We start from the raw sequence: 23,908 nt of genomic DNA, 5'->3' as shown, positions 1-23,908 counted from the left end.
GATGGCGCTCGACGAGATCAAGATCGGCGGCCTCGGTGCCAGCCGGCGCCGGGTCGAAGACAGCCGTTTCATCCGCGGCAAGGGCAACTACATCGACGACATCGCTCTGCCCGGAATGCTGCACATGGAGATCCTGCGCAGCCCGCTCGCCCACGCCCGCATCCGGTCCATTGACGTCAGTGCCGCCTGGGCCGTTCCCGGCGTTCGCATGGTGCTCACGGGCGAGATGCTGGCCGCCCGGAATCTGGCATGGATGCCGACGCTCTCCTATGACACCCAGGCCGTTCTTGCCACTGACAAGGTCAGATTCCAAGGCCAAGAGGTGGCCTGCGTCGTCGCCGACGACCCCTACATCGCCAAGGACGGCTGCGAGGCCATCGTCGTCGACTACGAACCGCTGCCGCCCATCGTCAACCCGATCCAGGCAAAGGCGCCCGACGCCCCGCTGATCCGCGACGACAAGACCGGCCAGAACGACAACGTGGTGTTCGACTGGGAGGTCGGCGACCGCGCGGGCACTGACCGTGCCTTCGCCGAGGCCGACGTGGTCTCGGCCATCGAGATGCACTACCCGCGCTCGCACCCGTCACCCATCGAGGCGTGCGGCTCGATCGCGGATTTCGACCGGGCGACCTCGAAGCTCACCGTGTACATGACCACCCAGGCGCCGCACATCATCCGCGCTGCGGTGGCACTGGTGGCTGAACTGCCCGAGCACCTGATCCGCATCGTCTCGCCCGATCTCGGCGGCGGCTTCGGCAACAAGGTGCCGGTGTATCCCGGCTACGTCGTGTCGATCCTGGCGTCGATCTTGCTCGAATGCCCGGTCAAGTGGATCGAGGACAAGAGCGGAAACCTCATCTCGACGGGATTCGGCCGCGACATCTACCTCAAGGGCGAGTTGGCGCTGCGTAACGACGGTCGCATTCTCGGCGTGCGCATGCACACCGACTCCGACCACGGTGCGTTCTTCTCCGATGCTCAGCCGAGCAAGTTCAAGGTCGGCTTGATGCACTCGGCTTTCAGTTGTTACGACATCCCCACCGCTCATCTCACCGCTCAAGGCGTCTACACCAACAAGGCGCCGGGTGGGGTCGCGTACCGGTGCTCGTTCCGTGTCACCGAGGCCATGTACTTCCAGGAGCGCATGGTGCAGGCCGCCGCCGCCGACCTCGGAATGGACCAAGCCGAATTTCGCCGCATCAACTTGGTGCGAGACGACGACTTCCCCCATCGCACGCCGTGGGGGATGCTGACTGACTCCGGCCAGTACGCCAAGTGCCTCGACCTCGGCCTCGAAGCGATCGGCTACGAGGATTTCCTGGCCCAGAAGGAGGAAGCCCGCCAGCGGGGCCGGCTGCTGGGCATCGGCATCTCGACCATGACCGAGCCGCTGGGGGCCGGCAACAGCCGCGAATACGACATCTTGGGCATCAAGATGTTCGACTCCGCCGAGCTGAAGGTCCACATGACCGGCAAGGCGTTGCTGCGCACCGGCGCCAAGACTCAGGGCCAAGGACACGAGACCACCTGGGCGCAGATCGTCGCTCACGAGCTGGGCATTCCCGCGGAGGATGTGCTCGTCGAGGAGGGCGACACCGACACCGCCCCATTCGGCATGGGCACCTATGCATCGCGCAGCACGCCGGTGGCCGGCGCAGCGGTGTCCATGGTGTCTCGCAAGATCCGCGCCAAGGCCCGCAAGATCGCCGCCCACTTGCTTGAGGTGTCCGAAGAGGACATCGAGTGGGAGCTCGGGCGGTTCTCCGTCCGCGGCGCCCCTGATCGAGGCGTGACGATTCAGGAATGCGCCATCGCCGCATACAGCAACATGCCCGACGGCATGGAACCGGGCCTCGAGAACAACGCCTACTACGACCCGCCGAACCTGACGTGGCCGTTCGCCTGTTACATCGCGACCGTCGAAGTCGATCCCGAGACCGGGGTGTGGGACGTCCTGCGGGTGGTGGCGGTGGACGACTGCGGCGTGCGCATCAACCCGATGATCGTCGAGGGCCAGATCATGGGCGGGCTCACCGAGGCCTACGCCATGGCCAACATGCAGTTCATCACCTTCGACGAGGATGGCAACTGCATCGGCTCGAACTACATGGACTACTTGTTGCCGACTGCGTGGGAGACACCGGGTTTCGAGCTCCACGAAGTGGTGACTCCGTGCCCGCACCATCCCATCGGCGCCAAGGGCATCGGGGAGTGCGCCACGGTCGGCGGCCCTGCCGCATTCGTCAACGCCGTGATCGACGCCATCGGCGACGCCGGCGTGCGCAACATCGATATGCCGCTGTTGCCCGATCGGGTCTATGAGGCCATCACCCAGGGCCACGACGTCTCCGGCGCTCCGCCGGTAAAGACCGAGCCATGAGCGGTCCCAGTCTCTTCGGGCCCAGTGCCGTTGAGTCCCGCTCCGTCGAGGGCTGGGGCGTGCTTGAACGCGCCACAGAACTGGCTCGCGGCGGTGAGGCTTTCGTGCTGGCAACGGTTGTCTGGCGGGAAGGTCCGACGTCGGGTCACCAGGGGTCTCGTGCGATCTACACGGCTTCGGGCGAGCTCTACGGGTGGATCGGAGGCGCGTGCGCCGAGCCCGTGTTCATCCGCGAGGCCGTGGCAACGCTCGAAGCAGGGATGCCGCGTTTGCTGGCGCTGGGCGCGAGCGATCGATTCGGCGATCTCCCCCAGGGCACGACGGCAGTGCCGATGTCGTGCCGCAGCGATGGCGCCCTGCAGATCTACTTGGAGCCGGTCGTGGCCACACCCCACATTGTGATCGTCGGAAGCTCGCCCATGGCGACAACCCTCTCGGTGCTCGCAGCCCAACTCGACTGGCGTGTCGAACTTGTTGATCGTGCCGAGTTCAGCGAAGGGCTGCTCACGCCGCAGTCGATCGTCGTCGTTGCCACCCAAGGGCATGGCGACGAAGAGGTGCTGGCGGCTGCGTTCAAGGCCGATCCGGCCTATGTGGGCCTGGTGTCGTCCGCTCGGCGATCCGCAAGCGTCCGCACCCTGCTGGCCGACCAAGGCGTGCCCGAAGCTCAGCTCGGCGCACTGCGCGCCCCCGCCGGCCTTGATCTCGGCAGCACCTCGCACAAAGAGGTTGCCGTGTCGATCCTGGCTGAGCTGGTGCAGCTGCGTGCGGCGGGTGCGTTCGCGGCGACGGTCACGGCTCAACCGCCTGTGGCCCCAACGGCAATCGACCCCATCTGCGGCATGTCAGTCCAGATCGATGCGGCAGCTGCCTCGCTTGAAGTGGGAGACGAGGTCTTCTATTTCTGCTGCGCCGGATGCCGCGCTGCCTATGCGCGCGAACAGGGAGTCGCCTGATGCAGATCACCAACCAGTTCGAGGTGGCGCAGCCGCTCGGTGCGGTGTGGGACTTCTTCGGCAACGTGCCGCAGGTTGCGGCGTGCCTGCCCGGTACCGAGCTCACCGACGAGCTCGGAGACGACCGTTACGGCGGCACAGTGTCGATCAGCCTCGGCCCGATCAAGCTCGACTTCGACGGCGGTGCCGAGATCACTCACCGCGACGAAGATGCACGCACGATCTCGGTCGCTGCCAGCGGCGCCGATCGCAAGGGCCGGGGCCAAGCCACGCTTGAGCTGACCGCAAGCCTTGCCGAAGCTGCGAGCGGCACGGCAGTCGAGGTTGCGATGGACCTGCAGCTCTCCGGGCCCGCAGCGCAGTATGGACGCGGCCTGGTGGGCGACATCACTGCGGTGCTGCTGAGCGATTTCGCCGCCAACGTGCAAAATCGGCTCGCTGCGATCGCGGCGGGCCGCGACCCCGACGAGATCACCCCAGCCCAAAGCGCCGGCGGCGTCGCCATCGGCGTGCGCGCCGCGCAGATGGGGTTGGCGCGCGTGGTGCGTCGATTCGTCATGCCGTACCGCCCCGAGGCCGTCTGAGGAGGCTGCTGTGCTCTGGTGGATAGGAAACCTGATACTGCTGGCCGTGGTCGTGCCGATTGCGGTCGCACTGCTGAACCGGGTCCTGGCCGCCATCGAGCGGATCCGCAAAGCCAGCGACGACATTCTCGCCGGGGGCGTGGGGGTCATCGGCGAGCTCGACTCCACACGCGATCTGCTCGCGACCACTGACGAGACGATCGAAGAGGTAGCGGACGGTGCGGTGCGCTACGCCGGTTCGGTCGGGAAGCTCTTGGGCTGAAGGGAGATCTGATGCCTGCTGTTGCCTGGGTCACCGTCATCATCGGCGGACTCATCATCGTGGCTGCTGCGGTCGGGCTGCTGCGAGTGGTGCTCCACTTGCGAGCAGTCCACGCCACGCTCGCGCAGGTCGCGGGCGGCGTTCGGGTCATCGCGGAGCAGACCTCGACTGTCCCGACGGTGCTGCCGTCAGTCAATTCGACGCTCAAACCCGTCAGCGACTTCTGCGAATCGATCTGAGGGAGGCCATGCCGTGATGCAGCTACTCGCTCACGAATCCACAACCGGATGGACGATCGGCTACGTGATCGGCATCGTCGTGGTGATCGCCGTGGTCGCACTCGTCGTGCCGATCCTGATGCTTGCCCGTTCGATCGGCAATCGGGCTTCGGAGATCAACGACGCGCTGGAAGACGCAGCGACCAACACGGCGGCGCTGGCGGAACTGAACACCACGATCGAGGCGGCATCGACGATCGTCGCCGGCCTCAAGCGTGGTCGGGCCCGGTTAGGAGGCTGAGATGGGACTATTGGGGTTGACCGACACCCAGGAGAACCTGTGGTGGGGTGTCATCATCGGAGGCTTCGTCGTGATCGTGGCCGTCGTTGCCCTGCTCACCATGCTGGTGCTGCTCGTGCGCACGATCGAACGCCGGGTGGAAGTCATCAAGGACACGCTTGAGCGTGCCGCCGCCAACACCGGTGACACCGCTCTCATCGCGCAGACTGCCGAGCAAGTCGATGCGGTCCTGACCGAAGGCCTCGAACACCACCTGTTCTTGGGCCGTGTGCTCGACAAGGTGCGATCATGACGACACTCGTGGTTCTCTCGGTCATACTGATCGGCCTGCTGATTGCGGGGCTGGCCTTCTACCTGTTCATCGTCGGAAGTCAGTTGACCCGCATCGCGGGGCTGCTCGAAGAGTGCTCGCAGATCGTCTGGAAGATCAAGGCCGACGCTGAGGCTGTCGAGCCAGGCGTCGAGCGCATCAACAGCACCAGCGGCGTCATTGCGGGCGCGCTGCCGCTGCTGTACGGCATGGCCGAAGGCATCGTGGTCGGCGCCACGTACGAGCCTGAACCCGAGCCTCGCGAGCCAGTGCCGGCCCGCCCAGCGATGGGCACGCGCCGCAGCCGGCTGCACGACGCCGTCGGCTACCACCCCGAATAAGAGGCTGAGCCGATAGGTGCGCCCGCTGGAGAGGCGGCAGGACCCTCTGCTCCCGCGATCCAGCAGGTCGCAACGTCGCAGAGTCTCCTGCCGCCTCCCCAGCTATGGCGTCTGTGCCGACTGGCTCGCGTCCTCCGCGTCAGCGATCAGCTCTCGTCGGGCTCGGGTCTTCGCTCCGTCGAGCCGCTGGGATCGCGTGTGGTGGTGAGCGGGCCGGCGGTGGGGGCCCGGTAGCTGCCGATCCACTCGTCCTCCCACACCTGGTCGAACTGTTCGGGCGCGCAGCCGGGCCGATAGACGGCGATCAGCTCGCGGACTATCTGTTCGCGGTGCGAGGGCAGCCCGCCGGGCACCTCGTAGGTGCAGATGTGGAGATTCCACTTGTTGCCGGCGCGTCGCTCCCAGCACTTGGCGCGGGTGTGACCGAACGGCAGCCGGGCCTCAGCCAGGTTGTCCGCGTGGTCGACGTCGAGCACGGCGTAGTCGTACGGCTTGCCGTCAGGGTCGGCCCGGTACAGGATCGCGAACACGGCAGCGATCGCCGGCGGCGTCCAGCCGCCAAGCACCCGTGGCCCCTCGAAGGGATAGCCCGCGAGCGAGCCAAGCCGAATCATCGGGACTGGGTCATCGGGGGCGGGTCAACTGGTCCGCATCAATCGTCGATCCCAACTTCGCCTACCTCGAACTCGTCCTCCCCGATCACTTCCGCACGGGTCACCGGCCAAGCCGGCAGGTTCGCCGTCTGGGCAGCCGCGGCGAAGGCCTCCATGGCCGCCTCGACGGCGCTGTCGGCGGTGTCGGCCTCGATCACGATCTGAGCGCCGTACGCCGTGGCACCGACGCCCGATGCGATGCCGTCGAGCGGCGCCACCGCGTCGGCCAGCGCCACCACCTCGTCGAGTTCGACGGGCCGGTCGCCCTCTGCCTGGATGGAGACGCTCCACCTCTTCACCGGGCTCAGCTTCATCAGGCTCAGCCGATCTGGGGCAGCTTGAGGGCGAACGACTCGAGGCTGTCGAGGTCGTGGCCGGACTGGAGCGAGTCGATGAACGGGCCCGCCACCGACATGGCGAGGGTGTTCGGCAGGGTCTCGACGTCGTCGCCGGCGAGCGGGTTCATCCACACGATCCGGTGGCAGAGCCTGCTGAGACGCTCCATAGCGTCCGCCAGCACAGCTGGGTCGCCGCGGTCGAGCCCATCGGAGCAGACCACAACGGTGGCGCCCCTGCTGAGGCCATTGCGACCCCAGCGGCGCACGAAGGTGTCCAGCGATGCACCGATCTGCGTGCCGCCGTCCCAATCGAGCACGCGGGCCGCAGCAAGCTTCATGGCATCGTCGGGGTTGCGGCGGTCCAACGCAGGCGTAATGCGCGTCAGCCGGGTGCCGAAGCAGAAGACTTCGACTTTGCGGGCTGCCCGACGCATCGAATATGCGAACTGCAGCAGGTTGCGCGAGTAGTCGGCCATCGACCCCGAAACGTCACAGATGAGCACGAGTGGCCGGGGTCGCTGTGATCGTGACAGTCGGCGCAGCTCAGGTGCCGCGTGGCCAAGGCGCATGGCCTCGCGGGCCATCCGCCGGATGTCGAGCCGCGCACCCGAGGGATCCGGTTGCCGCCGTCGTGTTCGGCGTTGTGGCGGTTCGAGTCCGATGCGCGCCATGATCCGCCGCAGCGCCGCCAACTCTTCGGGGGTGCACTCAGCGAATCGTTTGTCACGCTGGATCTCGACACCCGAGGCCTGCAGGCCGAGCACCATCGGCCGGTCGTCTCCGGTTTGTTCGCCCGGCTCGCTATCGGGCACGTTCACGGTTCCGCTCAGTCCCTGGGCGACCGGTTCGGTCGAGACGGGTTCGGGTCTGGCCGGGGCCGGGTGGCCCAGGAAGTACTGGCGAAACATCTCATCAAAGACCGCCAGGTGCTCGCGGCGATGCACGAGCGTGGAACGGCCGCACCAGTAGACGTCAGCGAGGTCGCTGGGTGTGAGCTCGGCGACGGCTGTGCAGAACGTGACCACGTCGTCGGAGCCGACCGGCAGGCCCTCGTGCCGCAGAGCGTGGCCGAAGCCGACGAGGCGTGCCACGATCTCCATGGCATCTGCGCCGACGTCGTCTCCGGGCGCAGGCACTCCCTCAGGCATCGGCGTCTGCGCTGTCAAGATAGGGCGTGCTGCGGTCCTCAGGCATGAGCGACGAAGCCGATGTCAGACATCGCGTCACGCACCGGTCGCAACCCTGTCGAGTTCGGCGCCGACGAGTTCGAGGTCGTCTCGGTCCTTGATGACCGTACCGAGCGTGTCGGCTGCGGTGGCCGCGTCGAGCTCGGTGGTGCCCAGCACGCCCAGCGCATCCACCCAGTCGAGCGTTTCTGCGACGCCGGGGGGTTTGGTCAGGTCCATGTCGCGCAGACGCTGCACCGCAGCGACGACCTTGTGCACAAGCGTTTCGACGGCATCAGGCACGCGCAGCCGCACGATCTCGATTTCTTCTTCGACGCTCGGGTAGCCGATCCAGTGGTACAGGCACCGCCGCTTCAAAGCGTCGTGCAGTTCGCGTGTGCGATTCGATGTCAGCACCACGGTCGGCCGGTCGCTGGCTGCCACGGTGCCGACCTCGGGAATCGTGATCTGGAAATCCGACAGCAGCTCCAGCAGGAACGCCTCGAACTCGTCGTCGGCACGGTCGATCTCGTCGATGAGCAGCACAGCGTCGCTTCCGGCCCGGATTGCCGCGAGCAGCGGGCGCTCGATCAAGAACTCGGGGCTGTAGAGGCCGCTGGCCGTCGAGGCATCGGACAGCTCGCTTTCCGACAGCGCCCGGACGTGCAGCATCTGCCGCGCGTAGTCCCATTCGTACAGCGCCTGATGGGTGTCGATGCCCTCGTAGCACTGGAGCCGGATGAGCTGCCGCCCACCGATCCGCGCCAGGCACTTGGCCATCTCGGTCTTGCCGACACCGACCTCGCCCTCGAGCAGGATCGGTCGACCCAAGCGCAGCGCGATGAGCGTTGCCGTGGCCAGGCCGCGGCTCGCCAGGTATCCAGACGACAGAAGCTGCGCCTGCAGGTCGGCAACGCTTGCCGGTGTTTCGTTGCGGGGCTGTTCGCTCACCGTGGAGAGGCCGGGATATCTCCGGCCTCAGTCTCCTGAGCTTGGACCGAGGACCAAGTCGCGCACCGAGGTGCCGTCTGGGGATGACTTGCCCTCGCGCTCGAGCAGCTTCCGCCAAGACGTGGCGACATCGTCTGCCCCTTCGGAGAAGCCATCGAAGGTGAAATGGCGCGCGTTCCGGCAGACCTTGGCATTGCTTCGGTCCATGTCGAGTTCTGCGTCGTCGCCTCCCTGCCAGACATCCGTCAGAACGGGCTGTCGGTCGGGGGCCGCGTCAGTTCGCGCAGGCATCGGATCGGTCGATGTCACCGCCTCGATAGTAGCCGCGGGCGCGTAATCCCGATCAGCGCGAGGAGGCTGCGGGCCCATGCGCCGACTGCTTGGCTCTCGATGGCGCTGACCCGGGTCGCCGATGGCTGCGATGCGCAGATCCCACGGCTCACGACATAGAGGCATCGCGACCGGTAGAGAAACATCAGCTGCTGAAAGCAGAAATCACCGCCTACTCGGCGAGCGTTTCGGCCTGATCCCGCAGCCGGAACGGGCACCTCACGACACTCGCTCGTAGGATGCCGCGCTGATGCGCAGGGGGGCGGCCGCCACTGAGGCGCCGCGCCTCGAGTCCGAGTTCAGCGGCGGTGGAGCCTTCGCAGCGCGCGGGTTCGCGCCGCTGTGGTTCAGCGGCCTGTGCTGGCACTGGGGACGCTGGGCGATCGCATTCCTCGCGAGCTATCACGTCAACCAGATCACGGACTCTCCTCGGATGGTGCAGCTCACCGGCGCGGTCATGTGGGCGCCGCTGCTGCTTGGCGGCGCCATCGGCGGTGTCATCTCGGATCGCTTCGACCGCCGCCGCACGGTGCGGCTCCAGACGGCCTTGCTCGTGCCGTTTGTCGCCATCATCGGCTTCGCCGAGAGGTCCGACCAACTGGGCATCTTGCTGTTGTTCCCGTTCCTGCTCTTCGCCGGCATCGGCTGGGTCGTCGACATGACCAGCCGTCGTGCTCTGCTGCTGGACATCGTTGGCCCGTACCGGCTGCACAAGGCGATGGCGTGGGAGACGATGGCGCTGGCGTCCGGCGTCGCTGCGGGGCAGTTGTTGGGCGGTGCCGTTGCTGACCGTGCCGGCGTCGGGACGGCCTTCCTCGGTGTCGCTGGCATGCTCAGCGTCGGCCTGTTCCTGCTCATGTGGGTGCCCCGGGTGCCGCCAGCTCGACCTGCAACCGTGGCGACAGATCGATGGTCCGATGCCCTCAGGGACCGCATCTTCGAAGTTGTGCCCCTCGGCCGAGCCGGCGAGGCGCAACAGCACGGCGATACGTCTCGACCGCCGGTCGCCGCCCGCTCTTCGACGCTTGCAGAGCTTCGTGACGGCCTGCGGCTGGCTCGCACCAATCGCAGCCTGCTCAGCATCCTCGGCGTCACCGTGATGGCGAACTTCTTTATGTTCGCCTATTTCCCTGCAGTTCAGCTCATCGGAGACGAGGTCAACGCGACGGCGTCGCAGATCGGGATCATCGGTTCGATGACCGGCTTCGGGATGATCACCGGATCGCTGGTCACTGCCCGGTGGGGCGCCGGCCGCTGGGGGCTTGCGTACACATTCGGCGTCTTTGTGGCCATGGCGACGCTCATCGTGTGGGCGATGTCGCCGAATGTTCTCGTTGCCGTAATCACGCTGTACGTCGCCAGCTGCGGCAGCGGGCTCTTTGCCGCGACGCAGTCGACCTTGGTGCTCACCGCCGTGTCCGAGGAAATGCGGGGCCGCGCGATGGGCTTGTTGAGCATGGCGATCGGCGCGCTGCCGGTGGGCACCTATGTGCTCGGCGAAATCGCTCAGCAACTCGGTGCTCGCGCCGCAGTCGTGCTGATGGCCTCACTGGGCCTCGCCGGCATGACGCTGTGGCTGCTGATCCGTCCCGAGGTCGTCCGGCGCACCGGCCCCACAGCCTGAGCTTCCGCGTCGCAACGCTGTGTCTCACCTTCCGCGGCCCAACTCTTGCTTTGCGCTCTTGTTCGCTGCGCTCACGGGCCGCTCGGGCCACGACTTCGCCATTCGGCTCAGTCTCTGGGTCTGCCTACGGGTGACTACGCTGCGGCGTGGCCAAGTTGCGCCGCAGACGTGCGCGACGGAGGGGAAGCCGAACATGAAAGCTGCAGTGCTCAACGAGATCCCGGGTGAACTCGATATCGAGGACATCTCGGTCGATGCGCCCGGTCCCAACGAAGTCCTGTTGCGGGTTGTGCACGCGGGCCTGTGCCACAGCGATCTGCACTTCATGGATGCGCACTGGCCGTACCAGCTGCCCGCTGTCATGGGTCATGAGAGCGCCGGCGTCGTCCAAGCGGTCGGCGACAACGTCTCCTACGTGAAGCCCGGCGATCACGTCATCAGCTGCCTGTCCGTGTTCTGCGGCCACTGCGAACGCTGCCTGACCGGTCGCCCCAACATCTGCCAGAACCACGCCGCGGTAGCTCGCCCTGACGGAGCGGCGCCCCGGCTGTCCAAGCATGACGGCACCGAGGTCGGGCAGTTCGCGCGGCTCGGCGGATTCGCCGAGGAAATGCTGGTGCACCAGAACGCTGTGGTGAAGATCCGCGACGACATGCCGCTCGACCGTGCCTCGCTCATCGGCTGCGGCGTCACCACCGGTCTGGGCGCGGTGTTCAAGACCGCCCGCATCGAGCCCGGGGCCACCGTTGCCGTCTACGGCGCGGGAGGCATCGGCCTGTCCGCGGTGCAGGGCGCTCGTATTGCGGGCGCTGGTCGGGTGATCTCGGTCGATGTGGAGGACTCCAAGCTCGAGACGGCCCGCCAGGTGGGTGCGACCGACACCGTCAATGGAAGCGAGGTTGATGCCGTCGAGGCCATTCAGGAGCTGACCGGCGGTGGCGTGGACTACGCGTTCGAGTGCATCGGGTTGAAGAAGACCTGCGAGCAAGCCTGGTCGTCCTCTCGCCCGGGCGGCACCACTGTCATCGTCGGCATGATGCCGTTCGGCGAGAAGATCGAGATCACCGGCTACGAGGTGTTCATGCTTGAGAAGCGGCTGCAGGGCTCGATGATGGGCTCGAACGCCTTCCGGGTGGACATGCCGCGCTACGTGGACATGTATCTCGACGGCCGGCTGATGCTCGACGAGATGATCTCGGCGCATATGCCTCTGGAGGACATCAACGCCGGCTACGAGCAGATGCGCCAGCGCGTCGGCACACGCACCGTCATCGACTTCGACTAGCGCCAGGCACGGCGCGACGAGATCGTGGCAACGCACGAGACACACATCGACTACAGAGGCGAGTGAGGAGCTATGGAGGTCGAAGGCAAAGTCGCCGTCGTGACGGGGGCGGCAAGCGGGATGGGCCGAGCCATGGCGGACACGTTCGCCGCGGCGGGTATGAAGGTCGTGCTGGCTGACATCGAGGAAGCCCCGCTGAACGATGCTGCCGCCGAGGTGCGCGCGACCGGCGCAGAGGCCATCGCGGTGCGCACCGATGTGGCAAAGCTGGCTGAGATCGAAGCGCTCGCGGAGGCGACTGTTTCGGAGTTCGGCACGGCTCACGTTTTGTGCAACAACGCCGGCGTCGGCATTCCGGGCCCGGTGGGGGACATGTCCATTGAGGACTGGCGCTGGACCCTCGACATCGACCTGTGGGGTCCGATCTACGGATGCCACGTGTTCCTGCCGATCATCGAAGAGGCCGGTGAAGGCCACATCAACTCGACTGCATCGGTAGCGGGCCTGTATGCGGGTGCCTCGTTGGGCGCCTACAACGTGGCCAAGCACGGTGTCGTGGCGCTCATGGCCACGCTCGAGCGCGATCTGCGGCTGCGCAACTCGCCCGTCCGTGCCTCGGTGCTGTGCCCGGGACCGATCAACACCAACATCGTCTATAGCCAGCGCAACCGCGACCCCGAAGATGCCTCTCACCACGTCCGCACCGAACAGGGCGAGAAGTTCTGGGACATGATGAAGGGCTTCTTGGCCGAGGGCATGCATCCGGCCGAGGTGGGTCCGATGGTGCTCGACGCCGTCCGTACGGAGCGCTTCTGGGTGCTGACTCACCCCGACATGGGCAAGATCGCCCGCTATCAGGCCGATGCGATGCTCGAAGACGGTCATCTCACTCGCTGACTCGCATCGTTGTGCGCCACCGCCAACCATGGTGACGCTGAGGCAAACGACGCGGGAGGGCGTTTACTGAAACCGTGACGTCGACCGCGCGGCCCACAGGGGAACGCCCGCCCAGAACGCTGCCTTGTCGTTCCTGAGAACGTGAAGCCCGCAGGACCGGTTTGGCGCGTCCCGACGCAGTTTCCGACGGCTCGGCCGTCAGTGTTCACCGTCGTCCCGCAGGTGCTCGACGCGGCCGGGCGGCCGCTGCACCCGACGATCGCTCCGGTACCCGCTCGTTCTGAGGGTGGGCCTCCGCTCGCGACTGCTTCGGCATCGGACCGTTACCAGTGGCGACTGCTGGGGGTGATCGGGATTGCCGTGCTGGGATTTGGGTCGCTGATGACGCTCGTCAACGCTGCGTTGGTGCCGATTGCGGACGAATTCGGCACCACGGTGTCCACAGCCGGCTGGGTTATGACGGGCCTCATGTTGGCGATGGCGGTGTCGACCCCGGCGGGCGGGAAGCTCGCTGACATCTACGGGCATCGCCGCATGTTCATGGTCGGAATGGCGGGCATGACCGCCACGATGATCGCCAACTTCTGGGTCTGGAACATCGGCTCATTTGTTGCCGTGAGGGTCCTGTTCGGCCTGTGCGGTGGTGTGCTCATGCCCTCGGCCATGGCGCTGCTCATGCACGCATTCGGGCCCGGACGCCGCGCCCAGGCCGTCGGCTGGTTTCAGTTCGCCATGACCGGTGCGCCCTCAATCGGCGTCGTGGCAGGCGGGCCGCTGCTCGATGTTGTCGGATGGCGTGCCATCTTCATGCTGTTCGGCCTGATTGGCCTCGCGGGCACCGTGATTGCTGCGTTCGTCGTGAAGCCGATTCCTAAGGGCCAGCGAATCCCGATCGACGTGCTCGGCGCGCTGCTGCTGGGCACCGGGACACTGCTGGTTCTGCTGGCCATCACCCGAGTGCCGACCTTGACGCGTGCGGGCACGCCCGTGCTGTCGGATCAGACGCTGATGCTGATGCTGGGCGGGGCGATCGCGGCATTCGTCGTGTTCGTGCTGTGGGAGCTGCGCGCGCCGTCCCCGCTGCTCGATGTCCGCTTGTTCCGGTTGCCGAATTTCTCCATGCCGCTCCTATCTGCGGCATGCAACCAGTTCGCATACATGGGTGCGTTTGTGATCGTGCCGATTGTGCTGCAGGAGCGTTACCTGTATTCCGTCGGCATCGCGGCCTTGCTGATGGTGCCGCGACCGGGCGCGTTCGCGCTCGCGTCGCCATTCGGCGGCACATTGGTGACCAAGATCGGCGCTCGTATTCCGATGATCTTCGGGTCGACTGCCATGATCGGCTCGATGCTGGCCTTCGCAGCGGGCAGCAGTCCGGGTAACTGGGGACTGACGCTCGTCATCGTCGGACTCGTGCTGTCGGGGGTGTCAGCCGGTGTCGGTTCACCTGCGTATCAGATGCTCGTTGCCAACTCCGTGGAAGACAAGGACCTCGGCATCGCAAACGGCATGAATCAGACCGTCATGTGGATCGGCATCATCTTCGGCATCCAGTCGATGCTTGCATTCTCGGGCCAGGATCCCTCGCTCGGCCGCACGCAAGCCACCTTTGTCTTCGGCGCCATCGTTGCGGCGTGCGGCTTCATGGCACCGCTGTTCGCAACACGCCGCGCCACCCGCGGCACCTAACGCGTCGGGGTCTCGCCAGTCGCCAGACGTGCAGCCCAGCGTCGCGCTAGAGCGCGGCGAGGAATTCGAGCAGTTCGGCGTTGAGCTCGTCGGCGGCTTCCTGCTGCACCCAGTGGCCGATGTCGTCGAGGATCACTGACTTGTGCAGGTTGGGCATGGTTTCGGGAAACTTCGCGATGGAGCCGGCGCCCCACACCGTTGGTCCGTCTACTTCGCCGCCGACGAACAGGCTCGGCTGGGTGATCGCGGCGCCGTCGAAGGCGGCCATGTCCTCCCAGTCGCGGTCCACGTTGCGGTAGCGGTTCAGCCCGCCGGACATGCCAGTGCGCGTGAACTCTGAGGCGTAGTAGCCGAATTCAGACTCGGACATCCAGTGCGGCCAGCTGCCGGATTCGGGCCAGATGAAGTTGTCCGAGAGCTTCCCGCCGGGCACCACGCCGAAGCCCCCGCCAGATGCATCGCCCGACGCCACCCGGGCCCGCACACCGTCGCCTGAGGCGGCGTAGTACATGCCCAGCAGCCAGTGGGGCAAGTCGACTTCCATCTCGGCCTCGGCACGGCCCGGCTCCTGGAAGTACTCGATGTAGAACTCTTTGTCGCCGCCCATCATCCGGAATGCCGCGCTCGGCCTGAAATCGCTCCGGGCGTTGTAGGGAACGCTGACCAGCGTCAACGCGGTGAAAATGTCGGGCCGCAGCAGGGCAGAGCTCCAGGCGATGGGCGCCCCCCAGTCGTGCCCGACGATCACAGCAGAGTCTTCGCCAAGCGCCCGCACGACGCCGACGTTGTCGGCGACATGGCGCACCATGCGGTAGTCGTCTACGGCGGCGGGAGCGGAGGAGCGGCCGTAGCCGCGCACGTCGATAGCCACTGCCCGGTACCCAGCCGCAGCCACCGCGGGGAGCTGGTTGCGCCACGAGTACCACGACTCCGGGAAGCCGTGGACGAACAGCACCATCGGTCCCTCGCCCAGCTCGGCCACATGGATCCGGGTGCCCAGCGCATCCACGTCGTGGTGCTTGACCTTTGACAGGTCCTCGGTGACAGTGCCGTTCGATTCGCTCATGGCCGACATTCTGGCCCGTGATCGACCTGGGATGTCAGGCTGCAGCCCTCGAGTCGGTGGGCAAGGATGGGTGGCATGAGTTTGTTGTCGTTTGAGCTGCCGTCGCTGGAGACGATCGAGCTGGAGCCTGATGGGGAGACGCTGCGGGTCTGGCTGAACCGGCCGGAGTCGCGCAACGCGCACAACCAGCTGATGATCCGCGAAGTCGGCGACTTGTTTCTGGCTCTGAACGGGCAGACGCAGTACCGGGTCGTAGTGCTCGGCGGGCGGGGGAAGTCGTTCTGTGCCGGCGCTGACCGCAAGGAGCAGCCGCCTGCCGCGGCGAACGACCGCGAGGCTCGCTACATCAACCAGCTCGGGCGACGTGCGGCACGGGCCATCGAGGACTGCGAAGCCGTCACCATCGCACGGGTGCATGGCCACGCCATCGGAGGCGGGTGCTGCTTCGCCACCAGTTGCGACTTCCGGGTCACCTGCGCGGACGCACTCTGGTACGTGCCCGAGGTGGAACTGGGTGTGCCGCTGCCATGGGGTGCCACACCACGGCTGATTGCCGAGATGGGCATGTCGCGCGCCCGCCAGTTCGTGATGACCAGCGAGCGCATCGACGGGCGCAAGGCTGCAGAGTGGGCGCTGGCACACGAAGTGTGCGATGGAGAAGACGAACTCGACGCCGCCGTGGAACGCTGGGTGGCCCGCCTGCTCGACCTGCCGGCGCTGTCAGTGCAGATGGCCAAGCACCAGCTGCGCGGCTACGCCCAAGTCGCCCGGCTCGGCGACCTGTCCGAGTTCGACGGCGACGCCTCGGCCCGATCGATCACCAGCGAGGACGCCCGGGCCCGCTTCGGCACCTTCTAGCTGCGGGCGTCGATCTCGTCGCAGCTTTAGCTGCGAGCATCGTTCTCGTCGCAGCTTTAGCTGCGAGCATCGATCTTGGTGAAGGCCTTCTTCATGGCCTGGTAGCCCTCCACGGCACGGGGGATGCCGCCGTAGATGGTCATCTGCACCATGATTTCCTCGATCTCGGTGCGCGACAGACCGTGGTTGAGGCCAGCCGGCACATGGAATGCCAGCTCGTCGGTTCGGCTCAGCACGGTCAGGATCGATATGACGACGATGCTGCGATCGCGCCGCGACAGTTCCTCTCGCGACCAGAGGTCTCCGAACGCCCAGTGATAGGCGATGCGTCCGACTTCGCCGAGGTGTTCCACGAGACGCGCCATGTCTTGGGTGGGATCGGTTGATGCGCGGCCTGCCGTGAGGGTGCCGCGCACCTCCGCAGCGCGTCGCTCCCGCTCGTCGTCGTCGAGCTCAGCGGCGCCCGAACGCTCTGGCAACCGTTCGACCCCGTCGAGCGTGCGAAAGCGGTCGTCGACCACGCGAGACGCCGCCATCGCCATCGGGAAGCCCGCGTAGGCGGCCACCTGGATCAGGATCTCCTCGATCTCGGTGCGCGTCAGCCCATGGTTCAACCCGACGTCGGTGTGCAGCGAGAGTTCCTCGCTCGAGCCGATCGTGGCAAGAACGGTGATGACGATGAGGCTGCGGTCGCGGCGCGACAGCTCGTCCCGAGACCACACGTCGCCCATGACGACGTCGAAGGCGAACGTGCCCAAGGCGCCGAGACGCTTGGCCATCGCCCGCTGAGCTCGCTCAGCGTCGAACTCACCGTTGGTGAAGCGCTCGAACACCTCGAGTGCGGCGGCGCGCCGTTCGGCGTGCGTGCGTGATCCCGTCGTCGACATCGTTATCTCCTTGCGCAAGATCGTCAGATCATCCATGTACCAGCGCAGGTCATCATCGCCGCGATCGCGCTGGTCGTGCCCGGCTTGCGGGAGTGGCGCAATAGGCCCGCCGTACCAAACGGGCCCGAACCGGGCTACAGCTCGCCGGGCTCTCTGCCGGGAAGGTACGTGACTGGCAGTCGCGTGAGGCGGCGCACGCGCGACGGCAGGTCGGCTCCCACCAGCCGCGACGCCCCGGCGGGCAGAGTCGACAGGATGATGCCGTCGAAGCTGGCACGCGACAGCACCGCCTGGATCGCCCGCAGCGGATCAGGGTCACCAAGCTCGCCGCTTGCCGCGTATGACGCCGCCGCGATCTTCGCAAGCTGTGCGTCGAGCCGCTTTTGAGCCTGCTCCATGCCCAGCGTGTCAGGCCCCAAGTAGTCCGCAGCCGGCACATGCTCAGAGGGGATGCCCGTCACCGGATCGGCTGCCAGCATCGACAGTCGCCGGGCCCGGGCGTAGCTCTTCGAATGGGTCATCGGCACCAGCAGGTGGAATTCACACGGGCCGTGGGAGTTCAGCCGGTCGATCTCGGCGACGACCTCACCGGTGCCCAAGGTCTGGTTCGCGACGATGAGCCAACGCGTGACTTCTACATCGGGTGCACCCGGTGTCAGGCCAGGCCGCATCCGGTCGACGCGGAACGCCACGCGCAGCTTGATGCGGTAGAGGGCGATCTCGCCTTCCACAATCATCACGTCGCGCTCCTCGACGTGTGCCACTGACAAGTCCCGGATCGTCTTGGTTGCTTCAGCAACACCTCGACGTGCCGCGTCCTCCCAGGAAATCCGGCTTGCCGCGACCAGCACGATGACTTTCTCGACAGCGTTGCGGTTGCGCTGAGGTGATTCGTTCAAGATCTGGACCTGTTCGGTGTGCGGTTCGTTCCTGCGAGCGGGAAGCGATGTGCTCCGGTGGGGCAGACTGTAGGGCACACCGTGTTCGTGCGGCACACTGCGTGCCGGCGGGCGAGCAGAATCGGCAGTGGCGTCCTGCGGCGCCGGACTCGACGGCCCAGCAGTGGGTCGGGACGTAATGTCGGACCCCAAGGAGAAACCAATGAGCAGCGTCTACAACGTGATCGAGCTGATCGGTACGAGCGACGAGTCATGGGAGAAGGCAACGCAGAATGCGATCACCGAAGCCTCCAAGACCCTGCGAGATCTCCGCGTCGCCGAAGTGGTCGAGCAGGACGTGGTGATCGAGGCGGGCGCGATTTCAGCCTTTCGCACCAAGGTCCGGCTGTCGTTCAAGCACGAGTCGCCTTGAGCCGCACGGGTTCGGCCACGTTCGGCCAACAGCGCAGCCGTAGCGGCGCCCGCGGCTCGGGAGCGACCACAGGTCGCGCCCTCCGACGCTGCGCGCTTCGATGATCGCGCGCGGTCTCGACGGCATCCGTGTCGTCGAGCTGGGACAGATGGTGGCGGCGCCGTGGACGGCCAAGCTGCTCGCCGACCTCGGCGCCGACGTCATCAAGGTCGAGCCACCGCAGGGCGACGCCGCACGCCGCCGCGGTCCGTACCCTCCGGGCACGACAGATCGGGATGAGTCAGACCCCGACCTGATGGGCGGCCTGTTCGCTGCCATCAACACCAACAAGCGCAGCGTCGAGGCCGATCTCGACGATCCCGCCGGCCGCTCCACGTTGCACGACTTGCTCGCCGATGCGGACCTGTTCGTGCATGACCTTGTACCCCGGTTCGCGACAGAACATGGTTTGGTGTCCGAGTCGCTGCGGACGCAGCATCCGTCGCTCGTGACGATGTCGATCACGCCATTCGGGCAGACCGGTCCGTACGCAAACTGGCGAGCCACTGAGCTGCAGGTCGTTCACGGCGGCGGCTGGGGCTGGCTCACCCCCGGCTGCGTGGGAGACCCCGAGCTGCCCCCGCTGAAGCCCCACGGCCACCAAGCCGCGTTCCAGTCCGGCTTCGCTGCAGCGTGCGCGTCGCTCGCTGCGGTCGACCGGGCACAACGCACCGGTTACGGCGAGCACATCGATTTCGCCCAGATGTCCTATGTGGTCGGGATGCTGGAAGCGGCCTTCATCAGCTGGTCCTACCGGGGCGAGAACCCCAGCCGTCTGGGTGCTCGCATCCTCAACCCGTGGGGGATCTTTCCGACCAGCGACGGGCACATCTTCTTGGTGTGCGTCGAAGCCGACCAGTGGGAACGCCTGAAGGACTTCATGGGACGGCCGGAGTGGGCCGACATGGACATCTTCGCCACGCTCGAGGGCCGATTCGAGAACGAGGACCTGCTGCGGATGTGGCTCGGCGAGTGGATCGCCGCCCAGCCGGTGATGGAGCTGTTCCATCGGGGTCAGGCACAGCGGCTGGCATTCGCGCCGGTGAACACCGTCGCGCAGATGGCTGCCGACGAACATCTGGCTGCCCGCGACTTCCTCGTCACCTACGACCAGCCAGGACTGGGCGACATCACCGTGCCCGGCGCGCCGTCACGGCTCACGAATTCATGGTGGTCCATCCGTCGACCGGCGCCCGCTCTGGGCGAGCACAACGGCGCTGGCTTCGAGGGTGCAGCCACATCAGCACACGCGAGGCCAGCCCCCGCAGCGCCTTCGGTGACACCGCCGGATCGCCCGCTTGACGGCGTCACGGTCGCCGATTTCACGTGGGTCTGGGCGGGCCCGTACTGCACGCTGCACCTGGCGCACCTTGGCGCGACGGTGATCAAGGTGGAGTCGTCGGCTAGACCCGACCTGGGCCGCCGCCTGCCGACACAATCGGGCCGTCACAACCCGACGCTCGACACCAACGGTTACTTCAACCAGTACGGCCAAGCCAAGCAGAGCATCAGCATCGACCTGAGCACATCGCAGGGCCGAGCGCTGGCGAAGAGGTTGGCACTGTCGTGCGACCTAGTGGTGTCCAACTACGCCACCGGTGTCATGGACGAGTGGGGTCTCGGCTATGAGGCGCTGGCCGCGGAGCGTCCCGACGTCATCGTGGGCGCCATCAGCGGCTACGGCCAGCACGGCCCCTACCGGTCCTACATGGGCTATGGGCCCACCACGGGGCCGCTGTCGGGCTTGGCGTCGATGACCGGCTACCCCGGTGCGGATGCAGACGAGCTCGGCGTGTCACTCGGCGACCCCGCGGCGGGGATTGCCACGGCGTATGCCTTGGTCGCCGCGCTGGTGGCGCGCCGACGCACCGGCGAGGGCCAGTTCATCGACACGTCCATGTGGGAGGCCACCACGGCGTGCACCGCCGAGGGCTGGATGGAATGGGTGCTCAGCGGCACCCAACCGGCTCCGACGGGCAACCTTGACCCCCTGTGGTCTCCGCACAACCTGTACCGCTGCGCTGGCAACGACGATTGGGTTGCCATCTGCTGCGTCACCGAGACCGAGTGGGCTGCGCTGGCGAGGGTCAGCGGCATTGACCCGGCCGATGAGCAGTTCGCGACGGCCGCCGATCGCAAGACCAACGAGGCCGCGCTGGACGAGCTCCTGGGCGCGTGGACCCGCGAGCGCGACCAGTGGGATGTCACCGAGCTGCTGCAGGCCGCCGGCGTGCCCGCATTCCCGTCGCTCAGCTCCCGCTCGCTCGAAGCAAACCCGCACTTGGCAGATCGCGGTCTGATCGAGCGCCTGGATCACCCCGTGGTGGGCCAGATGAGCCACGTCGGCATCCCATGGCGCCTAGCTGCCGGCACCAACGGCGTGCGAGCGCCGGCTCCCACGCTGGGCCAGCACACGCACCAAGTGTTCGCCGAGGTTTTGGGGCTCAGCGGAGACGAGATCGCAGCACTTGAAGCGGCCGGCGCCCTGCGCTGATCGCGCCCCGGCAGCGCTGTCATCGATTCGGGCGAACCGGCCGAGTAGGTGCCCCAACGCCGTTTCGGCGGGGTGACCAACAGCCCACGAGGGGTGCCAAACCGGGTTAAGGGGTTCGTCGAGACTTCGAGTGTGCATGTCTTGTGGCAGCGCGAACCGATGCCGACGAAGCCTGTGTCATGGCACCTACTAAACGTCCGCTAAGGTCGCATCAGAGGAAGGCTCGCGGCGGGCCGTCGCGCCCGAGTCCGCCATCAGCTCGAGAGGAGACAGCCCATGCGACACCACACATACCGCCAAGCCCGCGGAGACCCACCGCACTTCAAGCGGTGGCGAGCCGTTGCTGCGTCCCTTGCCGTGTGCACTCTCGGGGCGTTGACGCCGGTGAGCGCTCATGCCAGTCCGACGACGGACGGAGGGCCAGAGACCAATCCGGTGGTTGCGTCGTATGCGTCGGATTACTCGGTCACGCTCGCCGAGGCACAGCAGCGGCTGGAGCGCATACCCGAACTGCAGGAAATCATTGCAGCTCTTCATGAGGCCGAGAGCGAACGTCTCGCCGGGTGGGGAATCGACCATCACGGCCCGATGATCGCCTGGGTGTGGCTCACAGGTACGGAACCGCCCACCAGCGCAGCCACCGCAATCGCGGCCGCGCACGACGACGTTCAGGTCCGAACAGGTGCCACGGTCACGTTTGCGGCGCTCGCCGCAGCCCAAGACCGGTTCGGCATCGGCGAAGGCATCGGTGCAGTCGGCAATACGGGCGCGGTAGGCGGCACCCAAGTCGACCTGAGCGACATGATCGCTCACACCGCCGTGAACCTGAGAGCCAACGCTCTCGAAATCGGCATCGACACCGCCGCAGCGGCACCCGAACCATCCGGAGCACTCGACTCAGCAGACGAACGAACACCGATCGGACCTCTCGGAACCGTCGACGACCTCGACAGCCCAGACACGACACTCGCCCATGTCGCGCAGCTCATCGCACCGCACATCAACGTTCCCTTCAACGTCATCGAAGCCGATCCAGTCGAAGATCAAGCCGCTTTCGAAGGCGGCCGGCGGATGGGGCGTTGCACATCAGGGTTCGCGGCGCAGCATCGCGGCACCGGCCGATACGGAATGATCACTGCCGGGCATTGCGACAGCACGTCTTGGTCAACACAGGGAGTAACGTTGACTCGCGCCGAGCATGCATACAACAGCACCATGGACGCGGCCTTTTATACCATTCCGCAGGCGCAATCCCATCAAGTGACCAACCAGGTGGTTTGCGTCAACGACTATGCAACTCAGGATACTTGCAGCATCCGTAGCGTCGGGCCGAGTCGTCTGCGCATGATGGATGTGCCTGTGTGCCACTCGGGCGACAAGTCTGGGGTGTCCTGCGGAACAGTCGACCACATTCGCTATCGTCCACGTCTTGAGAATGGATGCGATGGACACGGCGGGAATTGCAGTGCGGTATTCGGCCGCGCCGCGGGACCCGGGATGAAGGCCTGCAAAGGCGACAGCGGCGGGCCGGTGTACAGCTTTTCTACTGCCTATGGCATACACAAAGGTGGGCCGAAAGACAACCCGTGTACTGCCGTGAACTCTTGGATCTCCTTCAGTGCCATCCGCGACGTCCGTGATGATCTCAACGTGAATGTCATTACTTTTGGCCCGATTAACGTGCCGTAATGTGAATTGTGAATGGCGTTTTCCGCAGCGCTTCAATGGAGTCGCTAGCAGGCTCTCGTTAGCGACAACAACCGCCTTGCTGCTTCTTGCTTGTGCTGACACTCACATAGAGTCGGTAACATCTCATGTAGTCGCCGCCACAACCGCGGAGGACATGGGAGAAGTGTCCCCACAGAGTGGACCCGCCAGATTGAACGCAGCGAAACCGCAAGGGTCGTTAGATTCAGTCACAACAGCCGCCTATCCGCAAGCACCGCCGTCAGAGAATGTTTTGCCGTTCCCTTGGGCTGATTTCAACGAGATGTGGGACCCGCGTCCGTTTACCGACTCAGACTTGATGTTTGGTACTGGCACGCTTCATATCGAGGATAATTGCCTCTATATTGTGGTAGAAAACGAGATCCATTACGATCCACGTCATGAGGAACCACGGTACGTTCTTGTATTGCCGCGCAATTGGGTACAAGTCAACCCAACCACCAATGAGCTTTGGATTCATGGTGTGCATGAATCTTATGGTGCACGTTGGGGCCCGATTGCTATGGGAGAGCGTGTAGAAATCGGTAACCAACCGAGAACCCAGCGCAGTGAGAAATGCGACAATAGCTATCTCTGGTTCAGTAGCTATATCTTACCGTGCATCAAACACTTTGACCCAGGGCGGATTCTGTGCCCTGTCGAGGAATACGCCCGCGAATATGGAGTGTCGCGATCCGAAGCCGAGCGGCGGATTACGCGGTTGCCAGAGCTTGAAGAGATTTTGGCCGGCCTCAGAGCGGCCGAGCAAGAACGCTTGGGCGGCTGGGGAATCGACCACGACAGATCGCTTGTCGCATGGATTTGGCTCGTCGGCGACGAACCACCGAGCGCGGCTGCTCAGATGCTGGCTGCGAGGCACGCCGATGTGGAGGTCCGAAGCGGAGCTACGACCAGCTATGCAGCGCTCAAGGCTGCTCAGCAGAGTTTTGCAGAGGGGCGCAGCACCTATCTTCCGAATGGCACGCTTGGCGGCACTGTCGAGAGATTCGAGTTGTCTGGGGCAGTCGCGGGGACATGGATCGACCATCGTTCCAATCTGCTGGAGATCGAAGTTGACACTCGCTGGATCCCATATGAGGTTGCGTCTGTCCTGCTCACTGGCGACTCGGGTTCCTACGATGACGACCGGTGGCCTCCACAAGACGAGCTCTACGGCAAGATCGCCGAGGAGCTCCAAGAACACATCGACGTCCCATTCTCGGTCGTCTACGGATGGCTCGACCACAGCGACCGCTGA

General features: G+C 65.7%; 25 protein-coding genes. 17 read left to right on the top strand and 8 right to left on the bottom strand.

Features of this window, described 5'->3' with window-relative positions; translation table 11 throughout:
* The first annotated feature begins 1 nt into the window (after window position 1).
* Genes ACOOF5_RS03715 through ACOOF5_RS03680 form a run of 8 tightly spaced genes read left to right on the top strand, consistent with a single transcriptional unit; the run spans window position 2 to window position 5,355 of the window.
* Window positions 2-2,383, top strand: coding sequence for an aerobic carbon-monoxide dehydrogenase large subunit (locus tag ACOOF5_RS03715; RefSeq protein ID WP_420436748.1), 2,382 nt, complete (start codon window positions 2-4; stop codon window positions 2,381-2,383).
* Window positions 2,380-3,339: an XdhC family protein gene (locus tag ACOOF5_RS03710; RefSeq protein WP_420436746.1), complete on the top strand. Its 960-nt coding sequence runs from the start codon at window positions 2,380-2,382 to the stop codon at window positions 3,337-3,339. The genes ACOOF5_RS03715 and ACOOF5_RS03710 overlap by 4 nt, the downstream gene beginning before the upstream one ends.
* Window positions 3,339-3,923, top strand: coding sequence for an SRPBCC family protein (locus tag ACOOF5_RS03705; protein WP_420436744.1), 585 nt, complete (start codon window positions 3,339-3,341; stop codon window positions 3,921-3,923). The genes ACOOF5_RS03710 and ACOOF5_RS03705 overlap by 1 nt, the downstream gene beginning before the upstream one ends.
* 10 nt (window positions 3,924-3,933) lie before the next feature.
* The gene (locus tag ACOOF5_RS03700; protein WP_420436742.1) at window positions 3,934-4,185 is read left to right on the top strand and encodes a hypothetical protein; all 252 of its coding nucleotides are present in this window, start codon (window positions 3,934-3,936) and stop codon (window positions 4,183-4,185) included.
* 11 nt (window positions 4,186-4,196) lie between these two features.
* Window positions 4,197-4,424: a hypothetical protein gene (locus tag ACOOF5_RS03695; RefSeq protein ID WP_420436740.1), complete on the top strand. Its 228-nt coding sequence runs from the start codon at window positions 4,197-4,199 to the stop codon at window positions 4,422-4,424.
* 16 nt (window positions 4,425-4,440) lie between these two features.
* Window positions 4,441-4,704 (top strand): hypothetical protein, encoded by a 264-nt coding sequence (locus ACOOF5_RS03690; protein WP_420436738.1) that lies wholly within the window; start codon window positions 4,441-4,443, stop codon window positions 4,702-4,704.
* 1 nt (window position 4,705) lies between these two features.
* Complete coding sequence (locus ACOOF5_RS03685; RefSeq protein ID WP_420436737.1) at window positions 4,706-4,996, top strand: hypothetical protein; 291 nt, start codon at window positions 4,706-4,708, stop codon at window positions 4,994-4,996.
* Window positions 4,993-5,355, top strand: coding sequence for a hypothetical protein (locus tag ACOOF5_RS03680; protein ID WP_420436735.1), 363 nt, complete (start codon window positions 4,993-4,995; stop codon window positions 5,353-5,355). Before ACOOF5_RS03685 ends, ACOOF5_RS03680 begins: the two co-directional genes overlap by 4 nt.
* Window positions 5,356-5,501: 146 nt before the next feature.
* Here the strand turns inward: ACOOF5_RS03680 and ACOOF5_RS03675 are convergent, their stop codons facing one another.
* The 5 genes from ACOOF5_RS03675 to ACOOF5_RS03655 all read right to left on the bottom strand — a co-directional run bounded on the left by ACOOF5_RS03675 (window position 5,502) and on the right by ACOOF5_RS03655 (window position 8,772).
* Window positions 5,502-5,969: a hypothetical protein gene (locus tag ACOOF5_RS03675; RefSeq protein WP_420436733.1), complete on the bottom strand. Its 468-nt coding sequence runs from the start codon at window positions 5,967-5,969 to the stop codon at window positions 5,502-5,504.
* Window positions 5,970-6,007: 38 nt separating this feature from the next.
* Window positions 6,008-6,322, bottom strand: a complete 315-nt coding sequence (locus ACOOF5_RS03670; RefSeq protein WP_420436731.1) for a hypothetical protein — start codon at window positions 6,320-6,322, stop codon at window positions 6,008-6,010.
* Between the two features lie 5 nt (window positions 6,323-6,327).
* Complete coding sequence (locus ACOOF5_RS03665; protein ID WP_420436729.1) at window positions 6,328-7,494, bottom strand: vWA domain-containing protein; 1,167 nt, start codon at window positions 7,492-7,494, stop codon at window positions 6,328-6,330.
* 75 nt (window positions 7,495-7,569) lie between these two features.
* Window positions 7,570-8,463, bottom strand: coding sequence for an AAA family ATPase (locus ACOOF5_RS03660; RefSeq protein WP_420436727.1), 894 nt, complete (start codon window positions 8,461-8,463; stop codon window positions 7,570-7,572).
* Window positions 8,464-8,490: 27 nt separating this feature from the next.
* Window positions 8,491-8,772 carry a hypothetical protein gene (locus tag ACOOF5_RS03655; protein ID WP_420436725.1) on the bottom strand — a complete coding sequence of 94 codons (282 nt, stop codon included), beginning with the start codon at window positions 8,770-8,772 and terminating at the stop codon, window positions 8,491-8,493.
* 271 nt (window positions 8,773-9,043) lie between these two features.
* Here ACOOF5_RS03655 and ACOOF5_RS03650 point away from each other — a divergent pair, with 271 nt between their 5' ends.
* The 4 genes from ACOOF5_RS03650 (at window position 9,044) to ACOOF5_RS03635 (ending at window position 14,288) form a co-directional block, all read left to right on the top strand.
* Window positions 9,044-10,417 (top strand): MFS transporter, encoded by a 1,374-nt coding sequence (locus tag ACOOF5_RS03650; protein WP_420436723.1) that lies wholly within the window; start codon window positions 9,044-9,046, stop codon window positions 10,415-10,417.
* A 193-nt stretch (window positions 10,418-10,610) separates the two neighbouring features.
* Window positions 10,611-11,702 (top strand): Zn-dependent alcohol dehydrogenase, encoded by a 1,092-nt coding sequence (locus ACOOF5_RS03645; RefSeq protein ID WP_420436721.1) that lies wholly within the window; start codon window positions 10,611-10,613, stop codon window positions 11,700-11,702.
* Between the two features lie 72 nt (window positions 11,703-11,774).
* A complete protein-coding gene (locus ACOOF5_RS03640; RefSeq protein ID WP_420436719.1) occupies window positions 11,775-12,599 on the top strand; it encodes an SDR family NAD(P)-dependent oxidoreductase in 825 nt (274 codons plus the stop codon).
* A 141-nt stretch (window positions 12,600-12,740) separates the two neighbouring features.
* A complete protein-coding gene (locus tag ACOOF5_RS03635) occupies window positions 12,741-14,288 on the top strand; it encodes an MFS transporter (protein WP_420436717.1) in 1,548 nt (515 codons plus the stop codon).
* Between the two features lie 46 nt (window positions 14,289-14,334).
* On the opposite strand, the gene ACOOF5_RS03630 is transcribed toward ACOOF5_RS03635, so the two are convergent.
* A complete protein-coding gene (locus tag ACOOF5_RS03630) occupies window positions 14,335-15,354 on the bottom strand; it encodes an alpha/beta fold hydrolase (protein WP_420436715.1) in 1,020 nt (339 codons plus the stop codon).
* A 75-nt stretch (window positions 15,355-15,429) separates the two neighbouring features.
* Between ACOOF5_RS03630 and ACOOF5_RS03625 the strand changes: the two genes are divergently transcribed.
* On the top strand, window positions 15,430-16,212 hold the full coding sequence (locus ACOOF5_RS03625; RefSeq protein ID WP_420436713.1) for an enoyl-CoA hydratase/isomerase family protein: 783 nt from the start codon (window positions 15,430-15,432) through the stop codon (window positions 16,210-16,212).
* A gap of 56 nt (window positions 16,213-16,268) precedes the next feature.
* Here ACOOF5_RS03625 and ACOOF5_RS03620 read toward each other — a convergent pair whose 3' ends face one another.
* Entirely contained in the window at window positions 16,269-17,135 is an 867-nt protein-coding gene (locus tag ACOOF5_RS03620) for a carboxymuconolactone decarboxylase family protein (RefSeq protein WP_420436711.1), read from the bottom strand.
* 98 nt (window positions 17,136-17,233) lie between these two features.
* A complete protein-coding gene (locus ACOOF5_RS03615; RefSeq protein ID WP_420436709.1) occupies window positions 17,234-17,998 on the bottom strand; it encodes a dodecin family protein in 765 nt (254 codons plus the stop codon).
* Between the two features lie 202 nt (window positions 17,999-18,200).
* Between ACOOF5_RS03615 and ACOOF5_RS03610 the strand changes: the two genes are divergently transcribed.
* The 4 genes from ACOOF5_RS03610 to ACOOF5_RS03595 all read left to right on the top strand — a co-directional run bounded on the left by ACOOF5_RS03610 (window position 18,201) and on the right by ACOOF5_RS03595 (window position 23,908).
* The gene (locus tag ACOOF5_RS03610) at window positions 18,201-18,410 is read left to right on the top strand and encodes a dodecin family protein (protein ID WP_419840367.1); all 210 of its coding nucleotides are present in this window, start codon (window positions 18,201-18,203) and stop codon (window positions 18,408-18,410) included.
* A gap of 100 nt (window positions 18,411-18,510) precedes the next feature.
* Window positions 18,511-20,943 (top strand): CaiB/BaiF CoA transferase family protein, encoded by a 2,433-nt coding sequence (locus ACOOF5_RS03605; protein ID WP_420436707.1) that lies wholly within the window; start codon window positions 18,511-18,513, stop codon window positions 20,941-20,943.
* A gap of 276 nt (window positions 20,944-21,219) precedes the next feature.
* On the top strand, window positions 21,220-22,632 hold the full coding sequence (locus ACOOF5_RS03600; RefSeq protein WP_420436705.1) for a hypothetical protein: 1,413 nt from the start codon (window positions 21,220-21,222) through the stop codon (window positions 22,630-22,632).
* A gap of 154 nt (window positions 22,633-22,786) precedes the next feature.
* Window positions 22,787-23,908: a hypothetical protein gene (locus ACOOF5_RS03595; protein ID WP_420436703.1), complete on the top strand. Its 1,122-nt coding sequence runs from the start codon at window positions 22,787-22,789 to the stop codon at window positions 23,906-23,908.

This window comes from Candidatus Poriferisodalis sp., from assembly GCF_965214215.1.
Classification (GTDB): domain Bacteria; phylum Actinomycetota; class Acidimicrobiia; order Acidimicrobiales; family Poriferisodalaceae; genus Poriferisodalis.
Note: the sequence above shows the minus strand (reverse complement) of the source record. Positions and strands in the feature narration are given on the sequence as shown.